Annotated in this window: 36 protein-coding genes; all 36 read right to left on the bottom strand. The window is 37.1% G+C overall.

Going from position 1 to position 26,053, the window contains the following annotated elements; genetic code table 11:
• Positions 1-59: 59 nt before the first annotated feature.
• A complete protein-coding gene (locus tag VEB00_08090; protein ID HYF82970.1) occupies positions 60-773 on the bottom strand; it encodes a polysaccharide deacetylase family protein in 714 nt (237 codons plus the stop codon).
• Between the two features lie 155 nt (positions 774-928).
• Complete coding sequence (locus tag VEB00_08095; GenBank protein HYF82971.1) at positions 929-1,282, bottom strand: hypothetical protein; 354 nt, start codon at positions 1,280-1,282, stop codon at positions 929-931.
• 48 nt (positions 1,283-1,330) lie between these two features.
• Positions 1,331-1,762 (bottom strand): DMT family transporter, encoded by a 432-nt coding sequence (locus tag VEB00_08100; GenBank protein HYF82972.1) that lies wholly within the window; start codon positions 1,760-1,762, stop codon positions 1,331-1,333.
• A gap of 30 nt (positions 1,763-1,792) precedes the next feature.
• Positions 1,793-3,010, bottom strand: a complete 1,218-nt coding sequence (locus VEB00_08105) for a crosslink repair DNA glycosylase YcaQ family protein (GenBank protein ID HYF82973.1) — start codon at positions 3,008-3,010, stop codon at positions 1,793-1,795.
• 99 nt (positions 3,011-3,109) lie between these two features.
• Positions 3,110-3,298 (bottom strand): hypothetical protein, encoded by a 189-nt coding sequence (locus VEB00_08110; protein ID HYF82974.1) that lies wholly within the window; start codon positions 3,296-3,298, stop codon positions 3,110-3,112.
• Positions 3,299-3,313: 15 nt separating this feature from the next.
• Positions 3,314-3,652, bottom strand: a complete 339-nt coding sequence (locus tag VEB00_08115; GenBank protein ID HYF82975.1) for an ArsC/Spx/MgsR family protein — start codon at positions 3,650-3,652, stop codon at positions 3,314-3,316.
• A gap of 14 nt (positions 3,653-3,666) precedes the next feature.
• Positions 3,667-4,527: a GNAT family N-acetyltransferase gene (locus tag VEB00_08120; protein ID HYF82976.1), complete on the bottom strand. Its 861-nt coding sequence runs from the start codon at positions 4,525-4,527 to the stop codon at positions 3,667-3,669.
• Positions 4,528-4,549: 22 nt separating this feature from the next.
• Positions 4,550-5,050 (bottom strand): GNAT family N-acetyltransferase, encoded by a 501-nt coding sequence (locus VEB00_08125; protein HYF82977.1) that lies wholly within the window; start codon positions 5,048-5,050, stop codon positions 4,550-4,552.
• Between the two features lie 55 nt (positions 5,051-5,105).
• The gene (locus VEB00_08130; protein HYF82978.1) at positions 5,106-5,876 is read right to left on the bottom strand and encodes an NYN domain-containing protein; all 771 of its coding nucleotides are present in this window, start codon (positions 5,874-5,876) and stop codon (positions 5,106-5,108) included.
• Positions 5,877-5,899: 23 nt separating this feature from the next.
• A complete protein-coding gene (locus VEB00_08135; protein HYF82979.1) occupies positions 5,900-6,250 on the bottom strand; it encodes a tRNA-binding protein in 351 nt (116 codons plus the stop codon).
• Between the two features lie 34 nt (positions 6,251-6,284).
• Entirely contained in the window at positions 6,285-6,761 is a 477-nt protein-coding gene (locus tag VEB00_08140; protein ID HYF82980.1) for a flavodoxin family protein, read from the bottom strand.
• An 18-nt stretch (positions 6,762-6,779) separates the two neighbouring features.
• The gene (locus VEB00_08145; GenBank protein ID HYF82981.1) at positions 6,780-7,577 is read right to left on the bottom strand and encodes a GNAT family N-acetyltransferase; all 798 of its coding nucleotides are present in this window, start codon (positions 7,575-7,577) and stop codon (positions 6,780-6,782) included.
• Positions 7,564-8,103, bottom strand: a complete 540-nt coding sequence (locus VEB00_08150) for a nitroreductase family protein (protein ID HYF82982.1) — start codon at positions 8,101-8,103, stop codon at positions 7,564-7,566. Before VEB00_08150 ends, VEB00_08145 begins: the two co-directional genes overlap by 14 nt.
• Positions 8,100-8,648 carry a GNAT family protein gene (locus tag VEB00_08155; protein ID HYF82983.1) on the bottom strand — a complete coding sequence of 183 codons (549 nt, stop codon included), beginning with the start codon at positions 8,646-8,648 and terminating at the stop codon, positions 8,100-8,102. The genes VEB00_08150 and VEB00_08155 overlap by 4 nt, the downstream gene beginning before the upstream one ends.
• Positions 8,649-8,678: 30 nt before the next feature.
• A complete protein-coding gene (locus VEB00_08160; protein HYF82984.1) occupies positions 8,679-9,245 on the bottom strand; it encodes a methyltransferase domain-containing protein in 567 nt (188 codons plus the stop codon).
• 68 nt (positions 9,246-9,313) lie between these two features.
• Entirely contained in the window at positions 9,314-9,787 is a 474-nt protein-coding gene (locus VEB00_08165) for an MGMT family protein (GenBank protein ID HYF82985.1), read from the bottom strand.
• 183 nt (positions 9,788-9,970) lie between these two features.
• Positions 9,971-10,885 carry a hypothetical protein gene (locus VEB00_08170; GenBank protein ID HYF82986.1) on the bottom strand — a complete coding sequence of 305 codons (915 nt, stop codon included), beginning with the start codon at positions 10,883-10,885 and terminating at the stop codon, positions 9,971-9,973.
• A gap of 11 nt (positions 10,886-10,896) precedes the next feature.
• The gene (locus VEB00_08175; protein HYF82987.1) at positions 10,897-11,460 is read right to left on the bottom strand and encodes an arsinothricin resistance N-acetyltransferase ArsN1 family B; all 564 of its coding nucleotides are present in this window, start codon (positions 11,458-11,460) and stop codon (positions 10,897-10,899) included.
• Positions 11,461-11,531: 71 nt separating this feature from the next.
• On the bottom strand, positions 11,532-11,909 hold the full coding sequence (locus tag VEB00_08180) for a cupin domain-containing protein (protein HYF82988.1): 378 nt from the start codon (positions 11,907-11,909) through the stop codon (positions 11,532-11,534).
• 77 nt (positions 11,910-11,986) lie between these two features.
• On the bottom strand, positions 11,987-12,373 hold the full coding sequence (locus VEB00_08185; protein HYF82989.1) for a VOC family protein: 387 nt from the start codon (positions 12,371-12,373) through the stop codon (positions 11,987-11,989).
• A 66-nt stretch (positions 12,374-12,439) separates the two neighbouring features.
• Positions 12,440-13,006, bottom strand: a complete 567-nt coding sequence (locus VEB00_08190; protein ID HYF82990.1) for a flavodoxin family protein — start codon at positions 13,004-13,006, stop codon at positions 12,440-12,442.
• A gap of 119 nt (positions 13,007-13,125) precedes the next feature.
• The gene (locus VEB00_08195; protein ID HYF82991.1) at positions 13,126-13,599 is read right to left on the bottom strand and encodes a GNAT family N-acetyltransferase; all 474 of its coding nucleotides are present in this window, start codon (positions 13,597-13,599) and stop codon (positions 13,126-13,128) included.
• A gap of 189 nt (positions 13,600-13,788) precedes the next feature.
• The gene (locus tag VEB00_08200) at positions 13,789-14,295 is read right to left on the bottom strand and encodes a GNAT family N-acetyltransferase (protein HYF82992.1); all 507 of its coding nucleotides are present in this window, start codon (positions 14,293-14,295) and stop codon (positions 13,789-13,791) included.
• Positions 14,296-14,410: 115 nt separating this feature from the next.
• Positions 14,411-15,289, bottom strand: a complete 879-nt coding sequence (locus VEB00_08205; protein ID HYF82993.1) for a hypothetical protein — start codon at positions 15,287-15,289, stop codon at positions 14,411-14,413.
• 351 nt (positions 15,290-15,640) lie between these two features.
• Complete coding sequence (locus VEB00_08210; GenBank protein HYF82994.1) at positions 15,641-16,213, bottom strand: nucleotidyltransferase family protein; 573 nt, start codon at positions 16,211-16,213, stop codon at positions 15,641-15,643.
• Positions 16,214-16,368: 155 nt separating this feature from the next.
• Positions 16,369-16,743 (bottom strand): RidA family protein, encoded by a 375-nt coding sequence (locus VEB00_08215; GenBank protein HYF82995.1) that lies wholly within the window; start codon positions 16,741-16,743, stop codon positions 16,369-16,371.
• A gap of 222 nt (positions 16,744-16,965) precedes the next feature.
• Positions 16,966-17,526, bottom strand: coding sequence for a GNAT family N-acetyltransferase (locus VEB00_08220; protein HYF82996.1), 561 nt, complete (start codon positions 17,524-17,526; stop codon positions 16,966-16,968).
• Between the two features lie 190 nt (positions 17,527-17,716).
• Positions 17,717-18,196 (bottom strand): GNAT family N-acetyltransferase, encoded by a 480-nt coding sequence (locus VEB00_08225; GenBank protein HYF82997.1) that lies wholly within the window; start codon positions 18,194-18,196, stop codon positions 17,717-17,719.
• A 223-nt stretch (positions 18,197-18,419) separates the two neighbouring features.
• Positions 18,420-18,992 (bottom strand): flavin reductase family protein, encoded by a 573-nt coding sequence (locus VEB00_08230; protein HYF82998.1) that lies wholly within the window; start codon positions 18,990-18,992, stop codon positions 18,420-18,422.
• Positions 18,993-19,549: 557 nt separating this feature from the next.
• Entirely contained in the window at positions 19,550-19,696 is a 147-nt protein-coding gene (locus VEB00_08235; GenBank protein ID HYF82999.1) for a hypothetical protein, read from the bottom strand.
• Between the two features lie 463 nt (positions 19,697-20,159).
• Complete coding sequence (locus VEB00_08240; protein HYF83000.1) at positions 20,160-22,274, bottom strand: polyribonucleotide nucleotidyltransferase; 2,115 nt, start codon at positions 22,272-22,274, stop codon at positions 20,160-20,162.
• A gap of 165 nt (positions 22,275-22,439) precedes the next feature.
• Positions 22,440-22,709 carry a 30S ribosomal protein S15 gene (rpsO, locus tag VEB00_08245; GenBank protein ID HYF83001.1) on the bottom strand — a complete coding sequence of 90 codons (270 nt, stop codon included), beginning with the start codon at positions 22,707-22,709 and terminating at the stop codon, positions 22,440-22,442.
• A 130-nt stretch (positions 22,710-22,839) separates the two neighbouring features.
• Positions 22,840-23,751, bottom strand: coding sequence for a bifunctional riboflavin kinase/FAD synthetase (locus VEB00_08250; protein ID HYF83002.1), 912 nt, complete (start codon positions 23,749-23,751; stop codon positions 22,840-22,842).
• Between the two features lie 55 nt (positions 23,752-23,806).
• Entirely contained in the window at positions 23,807-24,727 is a 921-nt protein-coding gene (truB, locus tag VEB00_08255) for a tRNA pseudouridine(55) synthase TruB (GenBank protein HYF83003.1), read from the bottom strand.
• Position 24,728: 1 nt separating this feature from the next.
• A complete protein-coding gene (locus VEB00_08260; protein HYF83004.1) occupies positions 24,729-25,682 on the bottom strand; it encodes a bifunctional oligoribonuclease/PAP phosphatase NrnA in 954 nt (317 codons plus the stop codon).
• Positions 25,679-26,044 carry a 30S ribosome-binding factor RbfA gene (rbfA, locus tag VEB00_08265; protein HYF83005.1) on the bottom strand — a complete coding sequence of 122 codons (366 nt, stop codon included), beginning with the start codon at positions 26,042-26,044 and terminating at the stop codon, positions 25,679-25,681. The genes VEB00_08260 and rbfA overlap by 4 nt, the downstream gene beginning before the upstream one ends.
• Positions 26,045-26,053 lie beyond the last annotated feature (9 nt).

The raw sequence follows: 26,053 nt of genomic DNA on the forward strand, positions 1-26,053 counted from the left end.
CCTGAAGTATTTAGTATTCTAAACTGTACATCTCATTATATATAAAGTGTTATTTTTTTTCAATTATTTTCTAAAACGTCACTTACTGTCGTTATTTCATAGCCATGGCCTTTTAAGCTTTCAATCATCTGTGGAAGAGCTTCTATAGTAACCTTTGTGGGATGCATTAGTACTATTGCACCATTATGATGCTTTTTCTCCAAGCGTTGCAGTATCTTGTTATAATCCTTGGTATTCCAGTCTATCGTGTCTATGCTCCACATTATAACCTTATACCCCAAGGCTTCTGCAGAGGATACCACAGTATCATTCAAATCGCCATATGGCGGTGCAAAGAGCTCGGTCTTACAGCCGGTAATCCTTTTAACGATTTCTTCTGTTTTTAAAATTTCCTGTTTGTTCGCTTCAGGTGTCAGTTTGCTGTGGTATAAATGCTTGTAGCCATGATTGCCCAACTCATGCTTGTCATTATGTATGCTCTTTAACAACTCCTCATTCTTCTCCGCCCATTGACCTCCGATAAAGAAGGTTATTTCCATATTGTTTTCTTTAAACAGCTTAAGCATCTGAGGCAAGTATTCTTCTCCCCAAACTACATTGCAAGCGAAGGCTATCTTCTTTTCATCTTCCAGACCTTTATATATTGGTTCATAGTAGTTCATTGTATTTATGCTTATCATCCGTAATGCTGCTATGAAAAGAAGCAGAAACGCGAGCATTATGAGTATCACTAGAAGCTTTTTCTTACTGATTATTATTAACCTGGATTTCAAGACTATCCCTCCAAATTTAAATATATGGGTATAGTTATTCATATTCAGAGAAGAAGTCCAAAATACAGGTATTTAAAACATAAAAAAATCTTACTCGTGGCACGTGGCTCGAGGCTCGTGTAAAACAAAGAAAAACGACCTTTCGATCGTTTTGATTAATGCCTGATTTTTTTAATTATCCTATCCAAACCCCATGACAGCAGGTATCCCAATATTGCTATTGCTGCATATATGAGAGCATATGCAAGTCCTGAGCTATTGAACCTTACTAATATCACCAGAGCTGCTGCCAGTGCCGAAATAATTGCAGCAGCAACCAAGCCTATCCTCAGACGCTGAGATAATATTCCTGATATAAGTGCTGAAGCAGGAAAGAGTATAACCAGCAAGAAAGCCAGTTGCCCCAAATCATCTGGTGAAGTATAAGGTGCCAGCAGTACCGAAAGGGTGTTAAGGCCAATCGACACAATCAAAACTACTAAAATCCTAAGATATTTCTTATTATTCATTAAGTGCACCATCCTATTTATCGATTCATAACCATTTACGCTTCCCCCTCAACCCTTTATCTTGAAAACAATAATTCCTGAAATCATAATGGCAATTCCAAGGAGTTTTGTAATATCAAACTTTATCACCGGGCTGCTGAATAACCCAAAGGAATCAATGATTGTTGCAGCTATAAGCTGCGTAACCAGTAAGATAGCTACGCTATAGGTTGCACCAAGAGCTGAAATTGCATTCATTACGCTGAATAGTATTAGTACTCCCAGCATGCCTCCAATTAAATACAGTTTATTTGCCTCTCCAATTCTTTTAAAGCTTCCACTTCCTACGGCCATCATTATAATAAATGTGAATACAAACCCACTTGCATGAACAAAGGTATTTGTTTCCCAAAAACCTATCTTTTCACTTAATCTTGTATTGAATACTCCCTGCAGGCTTATAAATATTCCTGCTGCTATTGAAAACAATATTCCGTTCATGTCATTACTCCTTTACATTTGTATATCGCTTTATTCTAACCATCCTAATTCATTCAATACTGAAGTTTTTTCTTCGATTCTAATTCCATCTGCCTCTAAAAACTCTGCAAACTGCTTAAAGCATTTATAGAGTTCATCCATTAACCCCTTACTCTGTTTAATTCCAGGTTCCCACCACCAGTTTTTCACAATCAAGGTCCCAGCGCTCTTATCCCAACCCGGCTCAAACCTTGCTACGAACTTATCACCATAAAGCACCGGCAGTACATAATAGCCGTAGCTTCGCTCTGAAGCGGGCTTATATACCTCCCACCTGTAATCAAAGTCAAACAGTTCCTTTATAAGCTTCCTGTCCCAGAGCAAATTGTCTAATGGAGCCAGAACAGCGGCATGCTTTGATGACGTTTTGCCATTTAATATGCTATCCAACAGTCCCTTGTCCTCACACTTAATATAAAGTGGATACTTTACTCCCTCAACCAATACCTCTAAAATAATATTCTCTTCTAAAAGCTGTGCAAAAGCAGCATTTCTCTCTTTGCTTTTTAATCCATTTATCCCAAGCCAGGCATCCCCTGCTTTGTTCCAAAGCATGCCTATACCGCCTATTCTCCTAAGAACATACCAGCGATAATACTGACTGTCAGTAGTGTTTGGATCTAATGCGAACAACAGTTCTTCTGAAATGTGACGATAAGCAAAATCATATATTCTGCGAGTATAAGCCTTGTGATGTATGATGAGTTCTCCCCAGAAATACATGCTTTCCAATGCTGCACGGGATATGCTTGTGGGTGCCCAAGACCAATCAACTGTTTCTGAATAGCCCAAATCGATGGAGGACACAGGTCCTCTATCTTCTATATCTTTACGTATCTTGGACAATACATTATTGATAGGCCTGTCACTGTTTCCCAGCCTTTGTTTTGCCGCTTCCCTTAATCGGTTGAAATATGGCCAATCTTTTATGCAATAAATGGACATGTTTTTATCCCAGCCATCTATAAGCTTGCGATCCTCATACAACAGCTCCTGCAGCAGCTTTGGCTTAAAGTCTTTAATCCTTGCTTGCAGTACTAGTTCATGATTATGCCCTACGATATTCAGCGGGTCAAACTGAATGCATCCCACCTTGCTGATATAATCTATTATCCCTTGCTTTCCGGCGAACATTTGTTTGCCCATCAAGCCATGATATGTAAGAATGAATTGGCGAGCCTGCTTTTTTGTGATTTTTATTGCTTCCATCCACATTAATACCTCGGTTTTCTTTTCTTGGTAATAGTATGCAGAACATCTGTTCGTTTGTCAATATTATTATACCTGCCTCCATAGCAGCGTCAAGCCCTACCAGAACATCGCAGCAATAGAAGCAGCAAGTAATACATTTATTCGCTTCAAAAGTGCACTTGGATAAATGTCATAGCTGTAATTCTGGCTGTAAAACCTTGAAAAGTCAAGTATTATGAACCAGATGCTCAAGGCTAGTATAATAAATAGAGTTATAGAAACATAAAACTTCTTTACGTTTGTCATACTCTTACCTACCAGCTACTCCCATGTTTTCCAGACATCAGGCACATATCCCACAGTTGCCAGCTTGCCATTTCTCACAATAGGAGTTATGTACAGCTTAGGGTTCTCAAGCAATATTTCTTTCTTTATGATACTGCTGTTTATCTTGTTTAGGTTTAGCCTCTCATAATCATTTAAGTTCCTATTCATGAGATTAGCCAGACCTACAGCAGCCTCCACGCTGTCCAACTCCCTTTTGCTGAGACTCTTTACTGTCAAATCAATGTATTGGAACTTTATATTGCGTTCCTTGAAATATCGCTGAGCCTTTTTGGTATCAAAGCATTTATCTATCCCAAATATTTGTATATTCATCCTTAAGCTTCTCCTTAAGCATTAATCTCCAGAATCATCTCATACTGCTCAACATAGCACTCAAATCCCAATGTACTTAAAAAGTCCTTTGATACTTTTGAGCGGTCATCTAAATTTAAAACTGCAGCTTTGTCCGATTCAGTGTTGTTAATCAGATCAGTCATTATGCTTCTGGCAATTCCTTTGCGCCTGTAATTTCTATCTACACTTATCTGAGGAATATCCCCTGTTCTTTTATCAATTATTCCATAGCCAACTATTTTGCTATCAGTCCGAACTACAGAGTATACAAAAGCATTCTTTAAAGCACAGATAGACTCAATAGAATTCTGCCAGGCGGGCTGAATATCCCAAAATTCCTTCAACTGCTCCCAATCATCGGTTGTAAAGCCCTCTAAATGCTCTACAGCAAAGGTCTTCTGTGACTGATATTTACTTTTATCCAGTTTAAAGCATGAAAAGGTTCTTGATATTTCAAAGCCTTGCTTTCTATAAAGCTGGTAAGCTGATATATTCTGTTGTAGTACCTCCAATAAATACTGCTCGGCTCCTTCACATTTAAGCTGATCCAAAACATTATGGAACATCTTAGTCGTTATTCCTTGCTTTCTGTACTCTGGGACAACACCGGTTCCGGTATCGTAGGCTGTAAGCTTCCCGTTCCATTCTCTGAAGCCGTTAAGGATAAAACCAACCAGAACCTCACCGTTAAATGCTCCCATCGATTTATCGGGAATATAACCCCTTCTCTGAAGCATTTGCTTAAGCTTCCAAAGAGGTAAGTCAATTTGTACTTGGTAATCTGAGAATGCATTTATAAATGCTTGATGTATTATTTCTATATCTACATTTTCTAAAGTTTTATAATTGAACATAATTAACCCCCTGCTAGAACAGCTATAGCTTTATCCAATATTTGCATTCACCTTCAATGATGCTCTCCAATTTGCCATTGTTTCCTTCAATGACTCTTCTTGAAGGGATATTTGTCGCATTGCATGTGATAAGTGCTTCATCAATGGCCTTATCCTTTGCTTTCTTTAGAGCTTCCCTTAAAATGATAGTGCCATATCCTTTACCACGCTCTGTAGGTCTTATGCAATAACCTATATGTCCGCCATGCTCGCGCAAGAAGTCATTTAAACAGTGCCTGAACTTTGCTATTCCTACAGGCTTAGAATCAATGTACAGCCAATAAATTGTCTGGGGCACATATCCAGGCAGAAGATTTATACCTTTAGAATAATTCATGATCTCTTCAAGATAGTTGGGAAATTCCTCTGAAGTTATTCCATAGGCACTGTTCATAAACCCGTTTTCTCCCGGTCCTATTTCCTTCAACATATCAAATACATCGATACCATCCTGAGCAGACAGCTCAATTAGCTCTATTAGCATCTTAACCCCCTCCAAATAACTTTTTTAGCATCTGAAGTTATATAGCTTCAATAGATTATTTATCCTTATTCCTGATATATATATGCTTTATCCTTGAATTGCTGGACTCCCTTTCCTCAATCTGAAAGCGTTTTAGACTCTTAACAAGAGGAGTCAGCTTGGAAAAGCCGTAGTTCCTGGCATCAAAATCAGGTTGTTTCTTGGATATAAGATTACCAACATCAGCAAGAAAAGCCCATCCATTATCATCTGCAACATCGTTTACAGATGCAGATATCAGGTTGATTATTTCGGTGCCAATCTCCACGGAGCTGATTTTAGTTTCATGTTCAACAACATCAGCTTTACGGCTGTCGTTGACGTCTATTTCATCATGTTTGACAGGTGCATTTATAATTTCAATATATATGAACTTATCGCATGCGACAATAAATGCACTGGGCGTTTTTCTCTCACCTATGCCAAAGACCTTCATACCTGCTTCACGCAGTCGTGTAGCCAGTCTTGTGAAGTCGCTGTCGCTTGATATTATGCAAAAGCCGTCAACCTTTTCGGAATATAATATATCCATTGCATCAATTATCAAGGCAGAGTCTGAAGAGTTCTTCCCGGATGTATAACTATACTGCTGTATTGGAGTTATTGCATTTTCCAGCAAGGAATTCTTCCAGCCTGATAAGGTGGCTTTCGTCCAGTCCCCATAAATCCTTTTTATTGTAGGTGTCCCGTATTTAGCCACCTCCTCCAATATACCCCTTATATTCTTGTATGGAACATTTTCTGCATCAATAAGTACCGCAAGTCTTAAATCTTTTGTATCTGACATTTATTTTCTCCCTTCTAAGTAATTTATCCAACCCTAGTCCCAGCTGGCACCGGTTTTTCCGGTTGAGCTAAGACTGGTGTTATTCCGTCTGCGTAGCCAATATCAAATAACATGCCCTCAGATATTTGTCCAGCCATTTTTTTCGGTGCAAGATTAACAACAAAAAGTGCCTGTTGTCCTTCTATTTCCTTTGGGTTAGCTCTTTCACCCTTCATGCCTACGAGTATTGTTCTTTTAAAATCTCCAAAATCCACTGTCAGCTTTACCAGCTTATTAGATTTCTCTATGTCCTCAACTTGTATAATTGTTCCGACTCTTATATCAATCTTCTCTAGCAATTCCATCTCAATGTTAGGCTTTACCTCAGCTTTCATTGATCATTCTCCTTATGTAGAATTAGTCTTAGTCTTATGCGTTTAAAGCTGATTTTACCCATTCAGCGGCTCGCTCAAGCTCTCCGTCTCTCAAAGGACCTTCGGATTCTTTAACATAAAATCCTTCAGGCTGGATTATCAGCTTTCCACCCTTTTTTACGAGCTTATCAGCTATAGGTTTAGCTGCATATCCGAATATTTTAACGAAGCCGTTAAGGACTTTAGAATTTACATCTGTAGCGCTAATCCTTGTGTCAAAAGCAGCCACATTAATACCGTTGAGACCATTTAAAGGAATTTTAATCAGGAAGTCAACAGTTGCCTTTGTTGGTTTAAATGCTCTTGTAGGAGAGCCAACTATCAGCAAATTTACGCCTGTTAATTGATCAAGATTAATATCGGTCACCTTTAAAACCTCAACATTTTCTTGATTACCCAAGGAATCACCCATTGCCTTAGCTATTTTCTCTGTATTGCCAAAGACTGAATCATATACTATCAATGTTTTCATAATTTTATACCCCCCTATTTAATTTTCTATCACACAAGCAATGAATCTTCCGAATTCTTTGAAGCCTAATTTTTTATAACAATTTATAGCCGTTAGATTATTGACCTTTACATTAAGCCCTATAAACTGTATTTTCGTTATCAGGCTTTTTAACAGCTCTGCTACAACCTTTTCTGCATAACCACTCTTTCTATATTCGGGAAGAGTAGTTACATGAGCTACAGCAGCAACTTGATATTGTTCAGAATAAGCGAGTATGCCTGCAAAGCTTACTAGCTTTCCATTATCATAAGCTCCAAAATTCTCATTGGTTTTCACTGACTCATCATCCAGCCAAGCCTCAGGATAACTATTATCTATCAACTCTTTAATGTCTTTTATATCCTTATAACCAAGCCTCACAATCTCGTTATTCTGCTTTTTATCTATTGTATCATATTCGCAGAATCCCATATTTAAATATTCTTCATATTCATGAATGCAGTTTTGAGCGAACACCGCTTCTAGTGTGGCTTTATCTATATGAGTATAGAATCTAGACGGAAGGAATCTCTTCATTCTTCTAATGAGTTCAATATTATACTCTACATTATTAAAACTAGCTGCAAGTAATACCGGAATGGAATAATTGATATTTACCATGGCTATTTCCTTCAATTCATCATTATCATATAAACCATAGCACACAACATTTTTCCATTGATCATCTGATAGATTATTAAATTGATAGATATAATCATATCTCGTTTTACCCTTTAGATATTCGCACACTATATTGGTATCATGAACAACTCTTATTTTCTCACCAGTTTTCATAGTGTATTATCTCCTCAAGCCTCTTTCGGGGACGAGCTTTAGGAGTTTCATCGGCATATCCAAGGGTTAGAATACAAACTACATATTTGTCGGAAGGTATATTTAAAATCGGTCTTATTTCATTCTGTATGAACCACGCAACCCAGCAGGTACCCAAGCCTAGATTATCAGCTTCTAGTACAATATGCTCTACTGCAATTGATGTGTCTCTTATAATCTGCTTTAGTTCCTTCTCTGGGCTGTTGTCATTCAATGAAATTTCCACATCTTCTTTTACCCTGCAGCGAATGTCTGCCACGCACACTATAAAAATCGGTGCTGAAAGCATCCATTTCTGGTCATGAGATATCTCTGCTAATTTTTGTTTAGTCACTTCTGATTTTACAACTATGAAATGCCAAGGCTGTGTATTGCTGCCCGATGGAGCAAGCCTTGCCCCTTCCAGTAATTGAATTATTTTTTCGTCTTCTACGGGCTTATCAGAATATTTTCTTATACTTCTACGCGTTTCAAACTGTTTTATCATATATGAACTCCCTCTTTAGTTTTTTTCAAAGACCATTCTTCACGAGTTACAGCCATTATAGAATAATCTCTGTAGTCACCTTGCTCCAATTTATATTTCTTCAATACTCCTTCCAACGTAAATCCAGCTTTTTCCCCGATTACCTTCATTCCTGCATTCTCAACTCTTGTTAAAAATTGTATTCGCATAACATTTTTAGTATTAAAAATATAGTCTATAAACAGCTGCAGACACTCTCTTCCAAAGCCCTTTCCTCTTACAGAGCTTTCTGCAATCAAAATCCCAATTTCTAAAGTAGTGGTACTTCCGGGAACTTCTCTATAGTTCATTATTCCGATTGACTTGCCATTACTATCTTCAATCATTGTAAAAAGCTTGCTTTTGTCTTTTATCAGGACCTCCATACCTTCAATAAAAGATTCCTTATGAACCAAATGAGCATCCATAAAGCCGCCCACGTTTTCCTGGTTACTCATCCAAGCATAAGACAGTTCTAAATCAGTTTTTTCTATTGCTCTTATCTTAACATTTTTTCCTACTAACATTTTTTACCCCCTTAATTGTCTTTAAGAAACTTATTTCTTTTGAAAAATATAGGTTACAAAGAATCCCCTGTCATCATCATTTTCAATATACTCTATTAGATCGAATGAATTATTTAATAAATCGAAATCAGTAGGTTCGATTAAGTCTTCTTTTCTTATCTTCTGGTCAGCCTTATGTTTATGTCTAAATCCGGATACAAATAGAATTCCCTTCTCAGATATATGCCTCTGAATATCCTTTAATTGCTCTTGATTCAATCTATAGTGATTGATCAAAACGTTATCAAATACACCAATATGCTTTAGCGAGCCAGGAATATTTAAATCGATTTGTTGTGTCTCTATAGAATAATTCAGTCCTGCTGCAAACCTCGCCAGCCTTTCAAGAGCCTTATTACTAAAATCTATCCCTGTTACTTTAAAATTGTTACTAAGAAGAAACAAACTGTTTCTGCCGTCTCCGCATGCTATATCAATGACTGAGCCTTCCTTAAAATACTTAATGCTGTTTACCAATGAAGCTTCTGGCTCTAGTGCTTTATCACCTCTTTGCATGAATTTTTCATCCCAGTATTCTTTATTTCCCATATATTCCATATTCGTTTACTCCTAGTCATTTTTGTTGTGTATGCAGTGTATTTGACCTAATATACTCTCTGCATTTATCACATTTGATATAATACTTTTTCATAATCCTTGACAAAATAACGCTTGCCCTGCTGCATTATTTCATGACCCTCTATTTCAAGCAAAAACCTATGCTGGTCTATACCACCAGGATATTTTTCATTAAGCTCGCCACCCTTTTTCAAGGTGCGCCAATAGGGTGTTATATCACTGCTCCCCATATTTTCTCTTTCCTTTGATGCATTGGCAGCTATATTTATAAATATACCCGCTGTAAGCTGGCAAGTAAAATCAGCGTTATGCTTTTTAGCAAGAAATGCCATGATTTCATATGATGTAGTAAGCTTACCTATGGGTATTCTTTTCATTACTTCATCATATTCCATAGGTGCCGCAATAAGCATATTGCCAGTACCAAAGCGTTTCGACATCTTATTATCGAATCCTATGAACTCTACCTTTGGCAAATCTTTAGAGTTATGGAGTTTTTCATTGAACGATTTTCTAGCCATGACTTTTCCCCCTTGCCTCATACTCTCTAAAGCTTTGCTAGTTTTTCCTTGCATCACTAGCTATAGTAACCAGCTTGTTGGCAGCATCTATAACTACTTTTGGCTGATCTGTTTGAATGTAATGACTGCTGTCTTTAACAAATATGCGCTCGCTTTTATCAGATCAGGTGCGATTTAGTAGAATTACTCTATCAAATATTCGACTTTTGTTATTCTTGCATATCCGCCAAATGAAAGCTTATCTTTTGACCTGGACACTTCAACAGTTAAAGTTATATATAAGTTCAATTCTCTCTTACATGAATTTTCATCAACATAACTCAATGTAGTTTTCTTCTTACCAGTATAAGGGTTATTAGAAGTGCTCCAATGTTTAAGATACTCAGTTTTTACCAGGCTAAATTCCTTCCCTTTTGCCTTTAAGCTATTAATTAAAGCATCATGTTGTGTCTTGACTGAATTTTCGTTAAATAGTCCGGATAAATACTGTGAGTTACCATTATTCAACAAATCAATAAGCTCAGCTTCATAACTCTCATAAAGCCAATATAAATAAAACTCGTCAGGTCTGGCATTACTTTTTCTCAATTCAATATCTTTTTCAAAACTCTCCCATTTTACTATTTGACTTAATTTTAATTTATTATCAATTTTATTTACAGTATAAATCCATTGAAAATCTTTATTTGATTCACCTTTCCCCGGATATGCTATATTAATAGTTTCTATAACCTCGACCTCATAACTGCTGCTCGAGTCGTAATATAAAAAACCTATCTCATGAGAAACATATTTTTCTTTTATTCCTTTTATATATAAATCGTGCACTAGCTTTTTCTGAGAATCATATAACGAGCTACCTACTGCTAAATATGGCTCAACAAGTGAGAAATCATTATGGTTAACAGCCTCTACAAAACTAATTTCATAGCTATTTATTAAGTCAACTACTTGTACTGACTCGTCTTTTGTTTCAATAATAATAACGGATTCATTACTCCCCAAAATATCATTAGCTTTGTCTATTAAATCACCTTCACTCCAAGAAACACTATTCATAGATAATAAAATGGCCCAAAATATCAGATTCAATCTCATATCTACTCTCCTTAAATGCTTATTACTCTTAGAATTTCTTCTTTTCTTATACTATTCAAGGAAACCGGTTCGCTTGGTTCCGAATTATGCTGCATTAGAGACAGCTCCCACCATCCTACATCATGCCATTGTCCGAATTTGTATCCCACATTATTATATTGAGCAATTTTCTTAAAGCCAAAATACTCGTGGATTCCTACGCTTGCTTCATTGGGCAAGCAAATCCCAGCATAGACATTGTAATACCCTTGAAGCTTTAGAATGGATATTAGAGCAGTATACAATGCCTTGCCTGCTCCTTTGCCTCTGCAATCCTGTCTTATATAGATAGAAATGTCTACCGCCCACCTATAAGCAGCTCGCTCACGATGTTTAGAAGCGTATGCATAGCCTAGAATGCTATTTCCCTCTATAAGTACAATCCATGGATTATTCTCTAATACATGCTCGATTCTTGTCGCCATTTCTTCAACAGACGGTACAATCGTCTCGAAGGAAATAGTAGTATTTTGTACGTATGGGGTATATATATCTAGAATTTGTTCTGCATCATGTGTTGTGGCAAGTCTGATCATTGTACTATTCACCTACTTTCTTTAATCGAACTCATTATTGGTCCATTGTATCATGTGGTTAAATAAGCTAATTAATCACCAATCGGCTTTATCCCTTCATTTTCAATCATTAAGACTATCGTCTTAGCGTTTGCAATTGGCCTATGCATAGTACCCTTTGGAATGCATATTCCTTCATTCTTTGCTAACTTAAAATTACCTTTTTCACTTTCAATTAAAAGCTCACCATCTAATACATAGAATACTTCATCATCATTTTCATGCTTATGCATATGAAATTCGCCTTCGAATATTCCAAGTCTTAAAACAGAGGAGTTTACTTTACAAAGAGTCTGATTAAACCATTTTTCTTTGCAGTTTTCAATAATCTCTGGAACTTTTATTACTTCAAGATAATCATATTTTATATCCATGTTAAGCTTGTATTTATTTTCATTTTTCAAAGCCATTTACCTTCTTTCATCCAATTATTAAAGTAATAAATAATACATAGTATTAATGCTTCTGCTTAAATAAACCATTATTATCATGTAGCAAAAGCTATTATGTTTCCATCAAAGTCTGAGCAATAAGAAACATAATCTCCCCAATTCCGCTTTGCACCTTTACTTATACCTTGTCCACCAATTTCTATTGCCTTTTCATAATAATTATCTGGATTATCTACAAATAAATATACTTCACATCTTGGCAGTCCATCTATTCTATTAGGATTTCCGACTTTATTGTCAAGAATTTTTTCAATACCATCCCCTGGCATAATACCTAAAATTATACCTTTAGAAAGAGTAAATTCTGTCATCCCAGGAACATCTAAGGATGGACTAATATTCAATAAACTTTCATAAAAATGCTTAGACTTCTCTTGATCCCTTACATATAAGATAAACATAACTCCATTTTCCATTATCATTCTATCTATCACCTTTCACACTATGAATTGTATCTGCCTGATGTTTCTGAGCTTTAGGGCGACCTCTTAGCGAAGAAATACCAACGACTTCCCGAATTCCTCTGCTTTCACAAGTGCGTCCGTTGCTTCAATATCACCTTTTTCATTAACCTTCGGTACTGCTAGCACCCCTCTGCTTTCCCACTTCATATAGTGGGCAATTTCATTATAGGTTGCTATTATTCCATCGAATATTTTCATACCCTCATCTGCACCACATACCAGTAAGAGGCTTTTTCTGATTTTAAGCGGGTGTTTACAATTTTTTCCCACATAGGCATACATTTTATCAATTGCTGCTTTGATTTGTGCAGGAAAGCCAAACCAATATAAAGGCGTAACAAAAGCTATGATATCTGCTGCTTCTAATAAAGACGCCAGCTCATCAAAATCATCATTAAAAGAGCACGGGGTTCCTTTGCTCCAGCACGTCTTACAGGCTTTACATCCACTGATTACTTTTCTTGCGGTTTCATATTTCGTCACTTCATGCCCTGCCGATAATGCGCCTTGAATAAACGCGTCTCCCATCCTATCGCTATTCCCATTTCTTCTTGGGCTTCCGGTCAATACCAATATGTTTTTCTTTTTCATTTCTAATACCAATCCGTTTTCCTCCCACTATTATATATGTACTAACTTAAAGGGTTAATGAGTTCCCAGTTAATTAACTTGAAACTTTATAGTTATATACCAAGGTTTATGCTCATAATCTATTTAACTTCACGTATTTCATAATATTTTGATTCAATTCCATGTTCAACAAATTTTTCGATTTCTATAAATCCAGCCTTCTCTAACATACCTATTGAAGCGTAATTATTGGAATATGTAAATGCTCCTATTTTTACTATGTCAAACTTATCAAAAACGTCCTCGACAAAAACTTTTGCAGCCTCTGTTGCTATCCCTTTTCCCCATAGCTCCTTTTCAAAAATGACAATACTTAGCATAACCACTTTCTCATTGTTTTCATCTATACCGTAACACCAAATATCTCCAATATATTTTCCTTCAAAATAGATTACTTTGCCATAGCTTGAGGCATCTTTTTTTAGGGACTCCTCGAATAATATCAGTGCTTCTTCTAAGGATTCAATACTGATAGGAAATAATCTTTTTATTTTTTCATCTTGAGTCCTATCCCAGAAAACAACAACATGATTCATAGTTCTTGTTTTTAACATTATGTTCGTAAAAATCATCCTCACAAAATATAAATTATCGTTGCTTCACACTTCTCTATAAGTATATTTTAAAAAACTCATTCCCATAATGGCGAGACACGATATTGCGACATTGCTCATTCTGTCGTATATCGGACGGGCACTTGAGACCCTGAGACACTTAGGATACTTTTTTTATACAGAAAACTACTAATTCTCAAATGAAATAATGTCAGCGCATGTTCCATCATGATATACAACATCATGGCAAGATTTCATGATTTCATATTTACCATCTGTATATTCGTCAACAATGCTGCCCCAAAATCTAAGTGACGTAATATTATGCGGATGTATTCCTATTTCCCACTTTCCGTGAAACATGTCAAATACAGCTTTTGCTACATATCGTCCTACTCCTGCTCGACGATACTTATACATAATAAAAAATTCAGCCATTTCATAATCGTGATTCAAATATAACTCAAACTTACCATCTATTAAAACAAAACCTGCTAATATTCCATTTACTTTAACAAAATATGGATAGTGATTTTCTTTATCCCAATAATCAGAAATCTGATATTCAAATTCGTATTCGCCTTGATGATTAACATCAAATTTATTATACTGTGACCACTCATAACAATACATTTTTAATAAATTATCTAATATTTGTTTCTCTTCTAAAAGTACTTTTACAACTTCTATATTCATAATTTTTACTCCCTAACATAATGTAATAGCGCATTATGTAAATAGTCTTTATGTTGTTCTTTTCTACAAATGTACATTAGTAAAAAACTAAAACAACATTTAAGTGTCTCAATATTTAAAACTTACGCCAGGCCCAATAAATTTCCTCGTATGTATAGCTTTCAGACAAAACATGAGGATTATAACCTCTATAATCAAACATAATCTTCATAGGCACCTCTAGCATCTTACTGCTGCTTAGTAGTAAGTAATCAAAATATGCTAACTTCCCATCAACTTTTTCTTCTATTTCGTTTGAAAAAGAACGGCTGACTGTTTCAAAATTTCTGTTAGGGTGTACTGTATATTCATAAATATCTATACCAAAACTGCAGGTTTCTACTTTATACGAAAAACCGATGGTTGATACAGGGAAAAATATTAACAATAATAGTGCGGTAGTAAGTAATGTATTCTTCCACTTTGCAAATATGATATTAAGAACATTGATTACTTTGAAAAAGCAGTTTGAAACGCTACCATAAAATACATAGCCTAATTGTATAAGAATAGCTGGCAGTAAGAAAATGGGTATTATCGACATATTGAAAAGATAATATGAGTATTCTTCGAAACCATTTAAAAGTAAATATAAAGGCATTAGTGTTACGCTAATGAAAAAAGCAAAAGGGTATCCAATTTCTAATCCACCTATTATATTAATAATAATAGCAAGTGCTAATACAGCAATACCTACTAGAGTGTAAAAAACAGGAATTGTAAAGATACTAGGTTTTCTGCCGCAATTACGTCTTATATAAACTCCAAGAAAAAAGTATACCGATAATGTGAGTGTGCCTATAATTGAGGCAAGAATCATTGGTAGTAAGAGAATTAAAATGAAACAGAATGTGTTAACAAGTAAATGGAACAGCATGACCCTCAATTCCAAATGCACATAGTCAATTTTGTTAATAGGTCTCATATTTTCTGATGAATTATTAAAACTCTCCATATTAACTCCTTATATCAAATTAGAATAATAGTTACAAAACTATTTGTCAAGCGAGTGACCTTTCATATAACGGTTTCGCACTCACGACACCACTGAACTGGACCCTCATAGCCCTTCCCCCCCTGCGGAGCTTCGCTCCCGGTGAAGGGGTGTGGTTGCCCTGCCCCACTCTGAAGCAAATACATCCGACAACCCAAGGTACGTCTACCTCTTGCTCCTACCCTCCGTGCCGCAGCGTGAGTGTCGTGTTAGTCGATGGACTATGCCCCACGTAGCATCGCCCAGAATATCAGTTCCTTGTAATTATCTAAATGCTTCCGCCCTGAGTAGCATGTAAATGCCATTATAAAACTAATCCCAAACAATCTGAGCCATAGGCCATTTTTCTTTAATAGCACTCTTTTTTACCTTCTTTAAGAAAGAGTCTATTGGTATATACGTCTGATTCCTTCGAAACTTCATTTCAAATAAATCAGTAAGACCATAAGGTGCATATATATATAAACTATCATCTAATAATAACCTTACCCCTATGCTTGCTGGACTCCATCTATTAATTGCATCTTCACTTGATACTATCGGTTCAATGGGAAATCCAAAAACATCTTCGTACCACAAATGAACCGCTGCTTGGTTCTTAGCATCCCATTCTACACTAGGCATGCAACTAGACAATTCGACTTCAGCTTTTTTGTCTCTCTCTTGTGTCAAATCATATCGATCATAAAAAATGACATCAACATCACTTATTGGAGTAGGATCTTTGTAGCCATGCAGCTTATCCCATACTATACTCCGAATAGCCCCTGCTGCAACGAACCAATCAGGAAGGTCACATTCTCGTGAAGTACGCAATACATTCATAAGCCATACATTTGAATATATGATATTAGTCAGTTCCTCGTAATATTTAACCTCACTCAAAATTTTTTCTCCTTTCAAAAACTATCAAATAGTTACGTAAAAGAGAATCTTCATTCACTTATTCTGACAGTACTTATACCCCAAAGGCAATAACTCCACAAATCTTACTTCTTAAACCAACTTCATAAAACATAAGATTACCCATTGACTAGAACTTAAATTTTCTTGGGTTTATATGCTATACCATCAATCTGTACTTTAAGTCCATTTGGTCCACCTATATGTGCAAACTCTGTAGAAATAGTTTTTCTTGCAGGATAGCTACCTTTAAATCTCCGTCTGAAAACTTCCTCCATTACTGGAATATCCCAGACATCCCTAAGTAAAACGTCAACCTTAACTACTGATTCAAGGGTAAGGTTCACCTTTTCTAATCTGGCACTCATATCATCGAGAGCTCCTTCAACCTGCTTTTCAACTGGCTGCCCAACATTTCCAACACAGAAGCTGAGAAATATAAAATCACCTGCTTCAACAAATCCGGAATATGCAACTTCCTCGTCTACTTCATATCTGGTTATCTCACTCATTTACACCGTCTCCTCTAATCAATATTTGTATGCTACTCATACATGACATTGAATTAACCATTTGCATATCTGTCGCCTAACGGTCTCGCACTTACGACACCTCCGAGTCGGACCCACAAAGCCCTTCCCCATGGTGGTGCTTGTCACCCGGCGAGGTGGTGTGGTTGCTGCTCCAAACCCAGCGCAAATGCAACTGCCGCCTTAAACTTCTTCTTTTCAGATTTACTTATTCTCAAAGTTTACAAAGTAGTCATTGTATATCATAAGTTTTCTATTGATTGGCTGGTATCCTTTTTGTACTAATGAGGCAGTTCGTTCAGTAGCATATGGAATAGCTTTTGTGAGAATAGCATCAACATCAAATGCTTTATAGAAATTTTCATTAACAATTTCTAAAACCTCATCAATAATTCGTTGGGTTTCGTAATTGCTTTGTAAATCAATTCGTAATACCCCATAGTGATTAAATTCATCATCTGCAATTCTATGAAACATTTCAATTGTGCCAATTTTCTCGTTTGTATCATTCAAAATTACTGTCCACCTTACAAAATACTTGCTTTTATAAGAAAAGTTCCAAAAGTCAATTGCTTGTTTCATTCTTGCAATTGTTGTGTAGTGAAAATTATCTCCATGGCAATTATCAGAATTAAAAAATGGTACTGCCTTTTCGTCAGAATAGCATTTTAATAATTCTTGAGCATCTTCCATATTTGTCTGCCTTAATGTAATAAGTTTCTTTATATACATTGGGCATTCTTCATAAATATCTTTCATTATCATAATCTCCCCCATTTGATAAACTTCATAGCATCCGGCAACCCAAGGCACGCTTGCTTCCTGCTCTAGCCCGCCGTGCCACAGCGTGAGGGCATTGTTACACGATGGGCCGAGCCCCACCAAGTCAAGAGCAGCAAGTATGCTGCGGCCTTAAACTTCTTCTTTATCACATTATAAGAATATTGTGTATTACTTACTTACTTATTTCTTTCTTGTATATTTTTAGATATTCCCCTGAATATTCAACACCATCTCCAAGGTATATCCATCCAGTTTTTTCATAATAGTCGCAAATATCAGTATAGAGAAAGAGTTCAGTATACCCTGCTTCTCTGCAATATTCAATCAAAAAATGTTGTAATTCCTGTCCAATCTTTTTTCCTCTGAAATCTTCTTTTACAAATAATGCAGACAGCCAAGGATAAAGGTCTTGTCTACTCACTAAGTCACTTCTCCACAAACCGATAGTTCCAACTAATTCATTATCTTCAAGTGCAATAAATGTTAAAGGTAATCTATTCTTTATTAAGCTGTTTCTTATTATGCTTTGAAAAAAATTATAATTGTTTTCGTTTCCAAATTCATTCCAAAGCCAATTTATTACAGTATCAATGTGGTCTTTGTGGTCTGCTAAATGTTCAATAATAAGAATAATAAGCCATCTCCTTACTATGTATAATCCTACTAATACGAATCATATCTTGTGTAGCCTAACCACTAATGAATCGGTCCAGGACGACGCGTCGCTTACTCGGTCTGTCGTATGACATCTCCGTGTTTGAGACCGTTCCGAATCTTACATAGCTACTGTGTTAGGTTCGGGATGGTCGCAAATACTTTGTTATCTGAAGTTCTTCGTGCCCCTAGCTTCAGTAGTTGGCATGGATTACAACCAGCTACTTTTTAAGCCTACATTTTGATTCCCCCACATTCCCGACTCTTCTTCCTAAATTGTAATAGCCCCCTGGAGAATAAATCAAAGGATCAACATTAATCATATCTATCTTCCCATAAGCCGTATCAGTAATTTTCTCATCAACTACAATATTCTTCACTTCTCCAATGTAAATTGCTCCACTGCCAACTTGTATCATATCAACCAGCATACACTCATATACCCATGGAGACATATCTAAAACAGGAGCATTTACTACTTCTCCCTTTGAACAAGTTACATTAATCGCATCACATTTATTTATAGAGAAACCTGATTGAGTTCCGAAATAATCTGCAATATCAATCATCTCTGTGGTTACCAAATTAACTGAAAACATTCTGTTCTTCTCAACTTGTTCCCTAGTTATCTTTTTCCCGCGAGAAGCAAACATCAACATAGGCGGCTCTACAGAACAGAATGTTACCCATGTAATCAAAGCGAAATTAGGCTTGTCTTCCTCTTTGTATGTACCAATTAAATAGGATGGTTGAGGAAAAAATCCTCTCTGTGGTGGAATTGAACGTTTTGCCACGAATAACACCTCATTTTGTACAATTACATTTTATCAATTTATACAGTTCTCGCCCCGCATGGCGGGAATAGCATGAAGAATTTTAGATAACGTCTCCGCACTCACGACACCACTGAATCGGACCACAAAGAATGTCCTCCTGGCAGTGCTCGCACCCGGTTAAGGGGTATGGTTGCCCTGCCCCCGCTTCAAAGCAAGTTCATCCGACAACCCAAGGCACGGCCTGCTCCTTGCTCTTTCCCTCCGTGCCGCCGCTTGAGTGCATTGTTATCTGATGTATGGTGCCCCACAGAGACCCACCCTAAAAATTATCTATACCATTTCCGCTATCTGGAACCTGACTTGAGTCAATTGAGTAAATATTATCTGTTTCGGGCTCAAATATCTCACAAACTCCGCATAGAAGTTTGCACCATATAAGAAGAATGCGATGACTAGTATGAAATCTCCCATATCATATAATACAGCATATAAATCATGGACTGCGACATAAAAATACCGTAAGATTCATTACTGAATAATACGGTATCTTGCAATATTGCCTGACTTTATAATTGTTATAAGTTTTTATTAATATATATATTTAAAGCACGTAAAGCTTTAAATGATACTGCAATAATGGACATATATACAAATATCTCCAATATTGGTTTGATAAGCACTAAAAAACCATAAGCGCTAGCAAAACCTCCTATAGCTTCCATACAATAACCCCCCACTAATGAATAATATCATTCAATCTCAATTCACCCATATGGTAATTATGAGTAAATCATACTAAATTTTCCACAGAAACGCAAATATTATAAATACCGTATTATTCAGTTTTCAAAGAACAAAGTTTTTTACATGTTATGTCGCAGTTTTATCAGAATATATCGCAATTCCCTACGAATATGTAATAAAAGCACAGTATTACTTATATAAACTAATTAGCACCTATATCAGATAACTACTACAACTACGACACTATGTCGTCAACACATCCATAATAGGGTGCATTCATGACATATGTCGTGAATATTTCTATATAGTTGTACATTATTACATACTTTATAATTTCTCCACATTTTGCCATAATACCTTCCAAAAAGTGAAAAAAGCATGAATTAATCATGCTCATTACTGACGCAAAAAAAGGAAAAACATAAACCTTTGGTTTATGTTTTACTCTTCTGTCTTTACTTCTGGTTTCTCTTCTGCTGGTGGAGGTGCCATTGCATCTTTTCTTGAAAGGTTTATCCTTCCCTGTTTGTCAATTTCGGTTACTTTTACAAGTATCTCATCGCCAACAGCTACAACATCTTCAACTTTTTCAACCCTCTTGGTATCAAGCTTGGAGATGTGTACAAGGCCTTCCTTGCCTGGGAGTATTTCTACAAATGCACCGAAGGTCATTAACCTGACAACCTTGCCTAAGTAAATCTCGCCTTCTTTGACTTCCTTTACCAAGCCTTCGATTATCTTAAGAGCTTTATCACCAGCTGTTTGATTTGTAGCAGCTATGAATACTCTTCCATCATCCTCGATGTCTATCTTTACGCCAGTTTCTGCAATTATCCTATTGATTGTCTTTCCACCTGGGCCGATTATATCTCTAATCTTGTCAGGGTCAATCTTATAGGTTATTATCTTCGGAGCATATTGTGAGAGTTCTTTTCTTGGAGTGCTTATTGCAGTGAGCATTTTGTCGAGTATAAATATTCTTCCAACTCTTGCCTGCTCTAAAGCTCTTTCAAGTATAGACCTGTCTATGCCTGCTATCTTTATGTCCATCTGAATTGCGGTTATTCCTTTTTTTGTTCCGGCAACTTTGAAGTCCATGTCTCCTAAGAAGTCTTCCATACCCTGTATGTCAGAAAGTATGGCTACATTGCCCTTTTCCTTCATAAGTCCCATTGCAATTCCTGCTACAGGTGCTTTAATCGGTACACCGGCATCCATAAGAGCCAGAGTGCTTCCGCATACGCTTCCCTGTGAGGTTGAGCCATTGGAGCTTACTACTTCGGATACAAGCCTTATTGCATATGGGAATTCCTCTTCGGAAGGTATCATTGGCTCCAATGCTCTTTCAGCAAGAGCTCCGTGACCTATTTCTCTTCTTCCTGGTCCTCGCATAAACCTTGTCTCGCCTACGCTGTATGGCGGAAAATTGTAATGATGCATGTATCTCTTTGTTTCTTCATCACTGAGACCATCAAGTATCTGTACATCACCTAGAGCACCTAATGTTGCAATTGTGAGAACCTGAGTCTGCCCTCTTGTGAAAAGTCCTGATCCATGTACTCTTGGAAGTATTCCAACTTCGCTGCTAATTGGTCTTATCTCATCAAGTTTTCTGTCATCAGGTCTGACGCCTTCTTCAGTAATGAGCTTTCTTACCTGTTCCTTAAGGATGTCATACATCACTGAATCAATTTGCTTTTCTTTCTCAGGAAAGATTTCAGCAAAATGAGCAAAAGCTTCCTCTTTTACAGAGTCCATCTTTTCCTGTCTTTCAAGTTTGTCAGGAGTTCTGACTGCATCAAGAGTTTTCTGAGTTGCGTATTCTCTCACTGCATTTTCAATCTCTTCTTCAGCCTCGAAAACATCATACTCTTTCTTTTCCTTGCCTACCTTTGCAGCAATGCCCTCAATGAATGCAACAATCTTCTTGATATTGTCATGTGCGAACATGATTGCTTCAAGCATTACATCTTCAGGAATTTCTTTTGCTCCTGCTTCAACCATCATAACAGCATCTTTTGTGCCAGATACAACTAAGTGCAGATCGCTTTTTCCTCTTTCATCATTGTTCGGATTAACTATGAGCTTTCCATCTACGCGTCCAACCAATACTGAGCCTGTTGGTCCTCCAAATGGAATTGAGGAAATAGAAAGTGCTGCTGATGAACCTACCATTGCACATATTTCAGGTAGATTGTCCTGGTCTACAGACATTATTGTAGCAACTACCTGAACATCATTTCTGTAGCCATGAGGGAATAATGGTCTTATTGGTCTGTCTATCAATCTTGCTGATAATATGGCTTTTTCCGTCGGCCTGCCTTCCCTCTTTATAAAGCCTCCCGGAATCTTTCCTACCGCATACAGTCTTTCTTCATAATCAACACTCAGCGGGAAAAAATCAATTCCCTGCTTTGGCTTATCTGAAGCACATGCTGTTACAAGTACAACTGTATCGCCATACCTAACTAAGACTGCTGCATCGGCCAACTGGGCTATTCGTCCTGTCTCTATGCTTAACTTTCGTCCACCCAGTTCTAATTCAAATATCTCCACGTTTTTTCCTCCTTTCGAATCTGTATATATACAGTATATTTCTGAAACTAAGGTAAGATAAATTTACCAGCTCCAAAATATAAACTTCTATATGTATTTAGTATTTCCTTCTTGTCTCAAAAAAAACTTACAAAAAGGGCGGGATTGATCCCCGCCCTTCAACTACTATTTTCTTAATCCTAATTTTTCAATAATAGCACGGTATCTCTCGATGTCTTTAGCCTTGAGGTAGTTCAGAAGTCCTCTTCTCTGTCCAACCATCTTGAGAAGTCCTCTTCTTGAGTGATGGTCCTTCTTGTTTATCTGAAGATGACCATTAAGGTTATTGATTCTCTCTGTAAGTATAGCTATCTGTACTTCAGGAGAGCCTGTGTCGCCTTCTTTGGTCTGAAACTTCTGAATAACGCTGCCCTTTGTTTCCTTTGTAAATGCCATTAATTTCACCTCCTTATTATATCTCCAAAAGCCAAGCAAACCGTTGGTGAATCGGTATACTGAGCAAATGGTATCTGTGTAACAAATTTGATTTTAACATATATATTTCTCCATGTAAAGGATATTTATTCTAATAGGCTAGTCTGGACTCAATATCCTTGCGGATCTGCTTCACTAATTCCTCCATGGATACAAACTTCATTTCATCTCTTATATGCTTGTGAAAAAATATTTCTATTTCTTCTCCATAAATATTATCGGAAAAATTTATTAAATGAGTTTCCACACTCAAGCTTTCACCATCAAAGGTCGGATTGAAGCCTATGTTTGAAATGCTTTTATACAGCTTCCCGGAAACGGTTGTAGATGTGTAATAAACTCCCTTCTTGGGAAGAGTTATGTCCTTCTTTACATCTATGTTGGCAGTTTTGATTCCCATTACCTCACCGTTTTGCTTGCCATAAATTACATTCCCGTGTACAGAAAAATCCCTGCCGAGATAATCCGCCACCTTGTCAACATTGCCACTTCTTATTGTATGCCTGATAAGACTGCTGGACACTGAATGCCCATGAATCTCAACTGCATCTATCACATTTACCTTGAAGCCGAATTTTTCTCCAAATTTCTTTAGGCTTTTAGCATCGCCTTCCCCTTTGTTACCAAACCTGTAGTTGTAGCCAACGACGATAGATTTCGCCTTGAAGCTATCTACAAGTATATTCTTCACAAAGGCTTCAGCGGTCATATCCTTGACCCTGTTGAAATCCTCCAGATACAGCATGTCTACTCCCATGCCTTGCATTATTTCTGCCCTTTTTTCGTTATCTGTAATCAGATAAATATGCTTATCGGGCATAAGTATTTTTCTAGGATGCGTGTGAAAAGTATATACCATGCTTCCTGTTCCGTACTTCTTGGACTCTTCTATCAAAAGTTCTATAAGCTTCCTGTGTCCCAGATGAACTCCGTCAAAGCTTCCCAGAGCAATACACCATGGTGCAGACTTTATTGCATCCTCATATTTTTCTTCAATTTTCAAGACAACCACCCTTATACGCAATGGACTGGCCGGAAAACCTACCTTCCATCACTATTCAAATAAATATGTTTTTTATCTTTATATATAATCTCTGTCCAGCTTCTTCATATCTCACAACGCCGATTCCTATGAATCCGTCCTCACCATATATGCTAGCGTTATCATCTGCATTCAGTTTTTCAAAGCCTTGCTGTACTCCCTGCTCGAAGAGAGGGTTGCCATTCATAATAGAGCTTAAAGCAGATGGCTTTATTGTAATGACTTTATAATCTTTGAATATTATCTCTACACCGTTCATTATATCATCTATTCGATTTTCTTCAGCTGCAGATTTTATCTCCTCCAAGGTATTGGAGTTCTCTATTGTAAAGGGCGAGGATTCAAGTCTTACCAACTGAGACATATATGCTCCACAGTCCAAGGCTTCACCAATGTCATAGCACAGTGTCCGTATGTAAGTGCCCTTGGAGCAAAGTATGTCTATCGTTGCCTCATCCGCGGCTTCCATATCTACAAGCTTCAACTCATATATATTTACAGGTCTTTCCTCAATCTCCACTTCTTTACCTTCACGGGCATATTCATAAAGCTTCTTACCCTTTACTTTTAATGCTGAATATATTGGAGGCTTTTGATTGATTGTACCTGTAAAGCTCTTCAAAACCTCTTCAAGCATTTTTTGCTCAATACTTACTTGTCCCGATTCACTAATGATTTTGCCATAGCTGTCATAAGTATCAGTTACTATGCCAAACTTTATATTAGCTCTGTATCGCTTCTGCTTATCAGTAATATATTGGACAACCTTGGTAGCCTTTCCTATACATATAGGAAGCACTCCCGCAGCTTCCGGATCCAGTGTTCCAGTATGCCCTACCTTCTTTGTATTCAGTACCTTTCGCATGAAGGATACGACATCATGAGAGGTCATTCCAGGAGGCTTCAATACATTAATAATTCCATTCATTCCGTTCATGTTATCTGTACTCCTCAATTATTGCTTCGAGTATTTTCTCCTTGACCTCTTCAATTGTGCCGTGAAGAGTACATCCTGCAGCTCGTACATGTCCGCCGCCGCCAAATCGAAGAGCTACAGCTGCCATATCAACAACCTTCTTCGACCTGAGTCCAACCTTTATTTTCCCCTGCTCAAGTTCTTTCAAAAATATTGCAGCTTCGACGCATTCTATGTCTCTAGCAAGATTGATGATTCCATCACTGTCTACTTCAATTGCATTTACTTCTTCCATTTGCTTTAGAGTCAGGGTTATACAGGAAATGCTGTCATTATGATAGAACTCCAAAGTATCCAGTGCTGTTTTCATCAGCATAACCTTTTCCTTTGAGCTGTTCTGGTATATCCTTTCAAACATCAGAGAAACATTTACTCCATTGTTTATAAGGTCTCCAGCAATTTGGTGAGTAATAGAGGTTGTATTGCTGTACTGGAATTGTCCGGTATCTGTTACAATAGCAATGTAAAGGCACTCTGATATTTCTGTATCCATTGGTACACCAAGTACCTTTATTATCTGGTACACTATTTCACCGGTAGCAGATGCGTTGGAGTCCACCATGTTGAGATTGCCGAATTCATCATTGCTAATATGGTGGTCAATATTAATTACGAAATTGTTCTCAAGGTACAGCCTCGATTTTCCCAGTCTGTTAGCGTCACCGCAATCAAGAGCTATTATTGCATCGAAATGCTCATACTGACCAGGCATCTCAACCTTGTCAGAGTCTTTTAAGAATCTATATACCTTTGGTATATTGTCATCCAGTATAAAGTGTACATCCTTGCCCAGCTTCTTCAATGCATTATAAAGGGCAAGGCTAGACCCGACGTTGTCGCCGTCGGGCATAATATGAGACATTATGGCAATCTTGCTGCTTTCTTTGATTTTACTTATTATCTTGGGATAAATCAAAGGCTCTCTCCTCCGTCCTTCTTCTGTACGTCCTTCAAGAGCTTGTTAATATAAGCGCCGTGTTCAATGGACTTATCAAGTTCAAAAATCACTTCTGGTGAATGTCTAAGCTCAATATTTCTTCCCAGCTCACGCCTTATAAACCCTGCAGCACTGGTCAAACCCTTTATAGTATCCTTTTGTTCTTCATCAGTTCCAAGTACACTGATGAATATCTTAGCATACCTCAAATCAGGGGTCACCTCTGCAGCCATTACGCTGCTGAGTTTTGACACCCTTGGGTCATTAATATCATTTCTTATGATGTCGCTTACGACCTTTTTAACTTCTTCCGAAATTCTGTCGATTCTATGTTTAGCCATTATAATGCA

It is taken from the genome of Clostridia bacterium (assembly GCA_035628995.1).
GTDB lineage: Bacteria > Bacillota > Clostridia > Lutisporales > Lutisporaceae > BRH-c25.